The organism is Vibrio sp. 10N.261.52.A1 (assembly GCF_002876325.1).
GTDB classification, from domain to species: domain Bacteria; phylum Pseudomonadota; class Gammaproteobacteria; order Enterobacterales; family Vibrionaceae; genus Vibrio; species Vibrio chagasii.
Window position 1 is genome coordinate 1 of sequence record NZ_MCYD01000833.1, and the last position, 5,747, is coordinate 5,747.

At 45.7% G+C, this 5,747-nt stretch carries 4 protein-coding genes; 2 read left to right on the top strand and 2 right to left on the bottom strand.

Annotated features, from left to right (window positions below; genetic code table 11):
* The first annotated feature begins 84 nt into the window (after positions 1–84).
* Positions 85–1,683 carry an isocitrate lyase gene (locus BCT81_RS17745; RefSeq protein WP_102425310.1) on the top strand — a complete coding sequence of 533 codons (1,599 nt, stop codon included), beginning with the start codon at positions 85–87 and terminating at the stop codon, positions 1,681–1,683.
* 232 nt (positions 1,684–1,915) lie between these two features.
* Complete coding sequence (locus tag BCT81_RS17750; RefSeq protein ID WP_102425311.1) at positions 1,916–2,515, top strand: hypothetical protein; 600 nt, start codon at positions 1,916–1,918, stop codon at positions 2,513–2,515.
* Between the two features lie 99 nt (positions 2,516–2,614).
* Here BCT81_RS17750 and BCT81_RS17755 read toward each other — a convergent pair whose 3' ends face one another.
* Entirely contained in the window at positions 2,615–3,007 is a 393-nt protein-coding gene (locus BCT81_RS17755; protein WP_102425312.1) for a cystatin domain-containing protein, read from the bottom strand.
* A 205-nt stretch (positions 3,008–3,212) separates the two neighbouring features.
* On the bottom strand, positions 3,213–5,642 hold the full coding sequence (locus BCT81_RS17760; RefSeq protein ID WP_102425313.1) for a M9 family metallopeptidase: 2,430 nt from the start codon (positions 5,640–5,642) through the stop codon (positions 3,213–3,215).
* Positions 5,643–5,747: the final 105 nt, after the last annotated feature.

Below are 5,747 nucleotides of genomic sequence, written 5' to 3' on the forward strand. Positions count from 1 at the left end.
CATGTATGATTATTCTTTGTCCATAGCAAAGTTTTAATCCAAGCCAAGTTGGCAACCATACCCACGTGAAACTAAGGAATAGTTATGTCGCAAATTACACAAGATATCGAAATGATAGAAGTTGCAAAAAGCGCTGCAGGTGCTCCATGGGATGCAATCGATGCTGAATCTGCTGCTCGTATGCGAGCTCAAAACAAATTCAAAACAGGTCTAGATATCGCACAATACACGGCAGATATCATGCGTGCGGATATGGAGGCTTACGATAAAGACAGCTCTCAATACACTCAGTCTCTAGGTTGCTGGCACGGTTTTATCGGCCAACAAAAGCTGATTTCTATTAAGAAGCACTTTGATGGTAAAACAGATCGCCGCTACCTATACCTTTCTGGTTGGATGGTTGCAGCACTTCGTTCAGAGTTCGGTCCACTACCAGACCAATCAATGCACGAGAAAACATCAGTTGCAGCGCTAGTTGAAGAGCTATACACCTTCCTTCGTCAAGCAGATGCACGTGAACTAGGCGGTCTATTCCGTGAACTAGACGCAGCTCGTGAAGCAGGTGATGTTGACCTACAAGATCGCATCCAAGACCAAATTGACAACCACGTAACACACGTAGTGCCAATCATTGCGGATATCGATGCTGGTTTCGGTAACGCAGAAGCGACTTACCTAATGGCTAAGCAGATGATTGAAGCTGGTGCTTGTTGTCTACAAATCGAGAACCAAGTTGCCGATGAGAAGCAATGTGGCCACCAAGACGGCAAAGTAACCGTACCTCACGCTGATTTCCACGCGAAACTTCGTGCACTTCGTTACGCTTTCCTTGAGCTAGGCATCGACAACGGCATCATCGTTGCGCGTACCGATTCACAAGGTGCAGGTCTAACAAAAGAAATCGCAGTAGTGAAAGAGCCGGGCGACCAAGGTGACATCTACAACTCTTACCTAGATGTTGAAGAGATCGATGTAGCTGACATGAAACAAGGCGACGTTTGCTTCAACCGTGAAGGCAAGCTGGTACGTCCTAAGCGTCTACCATCTGGCTTGTACCAATTCCGTCAAGGTACTGGTGAAGACCGCTGTGTATTTGACTGTATTGAAGCAATCAACGCGGGTGCTGACCTGCTTTGGATTGAAACAGAGAAGCCTCACATCGGCCAAATCAAAGAGATGATGGATGGCGTTCGTGAAGTACACCCTAATGCGAAACTGGTATACAACAACTCTCCATCGTTCAACTGGACGCTAAACTTCCGTCAACAAGCATACGATGCGATGGTTGAAGCTGGTGAAGACGTTTCTGCATACGACCGAGCTAACCTAATGAGCGCTGAGTACGATGAATCTGAACTATCTCAGCGTGCTGACGACAAGATCCGTACGTTCCAAGCAGATGCTTCTCGTGAAGCGGGTATCTTCCACCACTTGATTACTCTGCCTACTTACCACACTGCAGCGCTGTCTACTGACAACCTTGCAAAAGAGTACTTCGGTGACCAAGGCATGTTGGGTTACGTTGCTAACGTTCAACGTAAAGAGATCCGCCAAGGTATCGCATGTGTTAAACACCAAAACATGTCTGGTTCAGATATGGGTGATGACCACAAAGAGTACTTCGCGGGTGAAAACGCACTAAAAGCAGCGGGTGAACTGAATACATCGAACCAATTTGATTAATCGCTAACACTTTTGATTAATCGCTAACGCTAAAGCCTCCCCCGCCCTTCTCTCTTACTTAGGTAAGATCCGGGGGAAGGCTTTGAGATAAAGCTTGTATTGCCAGCTTTATCTCAAAGTCTCAGATTTGTGCCCTAACCCACGGTCAGCTAAGCAACATCTGTTTAAGCTAACCGTATTCATGTTTTATGAGATTCCTGTTTGTTGAAATTTCTTTTGATTGAGAGTGCCTATGACTTCAATACCTAAACACCTACAAGATGCAAAAACACTGCTATCAGAAAATGGTTTCGCAACAGGTGATACTTGGTATCACGGAACCTCTTCAGCATTAATCGCTTCTATTAAAGGCCAAGGACTAAAACGCTCGGGTGATAAAGCACTCAACCAAGCCGCCGTAAAAACCATGGCAACCATCGGCAATAACTACACCGAATCTGTAGAGCCTGTGTTCCTAACTCAGAGTAAAGAGCTTGCGTACTACTGGGCACAACAAACGGTGAGAGAACGCAGCGTTCGTTTTGAAGGTGAGGAACAACCTATCGTATTAGCGGTAAACCTGTCTGAAAAACAGCGCGCCAAAGTAAGGCCGGACGTGGGTGCGATGAGCCTGTTAATGATGAGTGTGGGCGAACAGTTCATGGCTCATCTCGCTAAGGTTTACCAAGAGAACGACATTGCAGGCCCAGATATCGATCTTCGTACTGCAGACCGCATGGATTACCTGAACAAACTGGGCATGGCGTACATCGATGAAGATATCAGCCGAGCTTGCGTTGTTGAGTTATCTGAAAACGAAGTATCAGAACCTGAATTATCCGAGGCGGAATAAACCGTTACGAGCTCGAGATAAAGCGCTAATCAGAATAAAAATGGCTCCCAACCGGGAGCCATTTTTGTGTGAGACGTTATATTTGATAGCTAGCTTAGACTACTGACACAAACGGCCTTGCTGCGCGGCCTGAACCATTTCGATATCGCCTTGTAGAGAGCGGTATACAATCGTATTCCACACTTCACCATTATCCATTTCAAACTCAATCGCGTAATTCAAACCAGCCACCACTTGAGTTCGAACGCTCAAGATTTGTTGAAGCTTTGCAGACGTGTTCATTTGGCTAAGCACGGCGTCTAGCGCTTGCTCTGCTTGTGGTGTAACTTCACTTTTCGACCAACCACCTGTTAGGTTTTTAGTACTACAGATCGGATTCGTATTCTCTTGTGATTGACTCATCACTTCACCATTCTGACTGCATCCAGCCAGAGCAACCACGCCAACTAAAGTCGCTACTCCAAGTAGTGATGTTAATCGTGCTTTCTTCATAGATCCTCACTAAATAAATCATTCAGTTTTAACAAGTGACCACACCGTTATCTCGGTGTTTCATATGCTTACAAGCTTAAACCGCCAATGTCATCACTTCATCAGAGATTATGGTGTAACGACTCTATAAACACAGAAAACTGTCAGAAAACAAAGCCGAGTGTCCATACTCGGCTTGTTATTTCACCTATTCGAGATTTGTGCCTTAATGAAAATAGACCAACATCTCGACATCATCACCTTGCTGTTCTGCACTTAACAAGAAATGTAAGTACCCTTCCTCAGTCACTGATATTTGTAGATACTCATTGCTGCCACGATAATCCGACGCGTAGTCATGCTGTCCAGCGGTTGGCCAATATGCACGGCTCGCAAACAGGTCAACATTACCTTGTTCTGTTGAACCACTGTTTTGATCGGTTAACCATACGCGAACCTCTCTTACTCCCTCTGGAACATAAACAGCCGCGTAACGTTGTTGATGAACCGTAAACAGGTGAGCTTTACCGGACTCTAATACCACAGGCGTTAGGTCATCTTGTTCTGGAGACGGTGGAACGGGATGCTCTGTTTCCAAAGATGCAAACAGCTTCACCCCGTTGAATTCAGTTCGTCCCGTAACGCTCATGTAGTAACGACCGGGCTTAATATATCCCGTCGCCTCTGGCTCAAATACCACCACCTCATTGCTGCCACTGCCATACTGGCTGAACTCAAAGTCATAGTAATGCGCAGCGCGGTTGTAGCTCATGTAGAGATCTGCATCCCCCTGATTTTGTCCTTCAATCGATACCTCAAAATGGGTGGTGTTCTCAGGTACGTCGACGTAGAACAGTTGCTCACTGTATGCTTCACCGCTCAACAGCACGCTTTGGTTAGCGACAAGAACCTTGATTTGATCGCTTGGTTCTGTCGGCTCAGTTGGTTCTCCAGGCTCAGGTTTGTCTTCACTTGTTACCGTATCTAGCCAACGTTCAAATTCACCGTCGTACTGTTGGCCAAGCACTTTTACCTGCTTTGCCCATTCAGCAAACTGACCAGAACGAGACAGCGCCAGTAAGCTTTCCACTTCATTAGGATGCTCTTCTAGCATAAAGCGAGTCGCTAAATACCCCCATCGGTAAATACGATTCGAATCATGAGAGTAAGTGGTCGCAAACACATCCGATAGGCGCATCTTGCCACTATCAATTAAGCGAATTGCAGCATCGTAGCCTTGCTTGTAGTGCATGTATTCAGCGAAGCCTTCTAACCACCACACTACGTAACCATGAGCCAAGTTATCATTAAATGAACCATGTAGATTGAAGCGTGCATCTAGGTAATGCGTGTATTCATGTTCAAAATTCAGAATAGAGAGCTCATCCCCATTGTCGTAACGGTAAGCCACGAAACGCGCTACATTATCCAAGTCGGCCGGATTGCCTTCTAAGTACTGACCACCGTTATCTGTCGTATTACCAAACAGGAATGAAGAGTAGTCAACATAGCTGCCTTTGCTACCAAATACCGCGATCTCAACATTATGATTGTTGTCGTCAGCCACTGGTTGCTGCCCAGTATTAGCCAATTGATGGAAGTCTGCCTCTTTTACCGCCAATACATCACATGCCTTTGTAGCTTGTGACTCGGTTAAATTTTGAGAGCGAAGAATAGCAGGACCTTGGCACTCGTAGCGGTTAGGTAAGATACGTCGAGCAACGTCGCGTTTCGCCTGTTCAAGATCGAGCCCGTTCAAACCCTCTGGTGCAAAGTATCCCAGCATTTCTACCGCCGCTAGCCACAGTTTGTCGTGCTCACTGCCCAATGGATTTTGCGCCATCACATCTTGCATCACTTGTAACGCTTTATCTTTGGTCGCTTTATCTGGGCTTGCTAGCAATCTTCCAGTCTCGCGCACCGCGTTATAAACCAGAAAGCTTGCATCTGTATCCAAAGCCCATCGATTGTCGCGAGCAAATTTCGCTAATGTATCTATATGCTGAGTGTTGTTTGCTAGGTAGTCGTAGAAGCCATCTCGAGCGGCATGGCCGGCCATCGCTCTAAATAGATTATTGAGCCCATCGACCCACTGTGTGTCTTGCGCCGTTTCACGGTTGAAATGGCTAAGTGCCGCAAGTTGTGCATCCATAGTGAGTGAAAGCTGCTTCACGTTGTCGACCATTAGAGTCAGGCTCTTCAGCGCACCAACTTGTTCTCGCCCTTGATTTAGCGAATTAGGATTAGCAAGAAATGCATTGGTTGAGTGTGCAAAGCGCTCGCTCAACGCCTCTGAAAAATCTTCTTCTCGCGCGTTATAACGAACGTAATAAGCTGCGCGTACAAATTCACCTAAGTTTTCAAGCTTGCGTGCTTGCTCAGATTCGCCTTGGTAACGGGCTATCTCTAAGTTAAGTAGATTACTGATTTGGTTCAGACTAGCTTCGCTGTAAATATTGGCTAACGAATTCTTCGATGCTGAGAACCAAGATCTATAGCAACTGTTGTCTGCTAGTGAAACGGCATGAGCGAGATCAGATGACAACTGAAGCTCAGGCACCTCACATTGACTTTGAGCAAAAGAGAAAGTAGATGCACTAGAAAGTAAGCAAGCTAGCGCCAAACGGTGACGTGGGAATAAAAGAGTTTGAGACATAATTACATTTATCAATTATATGCTTGGTTCGTCGTTATATTCCCTACAATTATAAAGGTGAATTTGGTTGCGTATGAATTATGAGATTGGTTCAAAAAATAGATA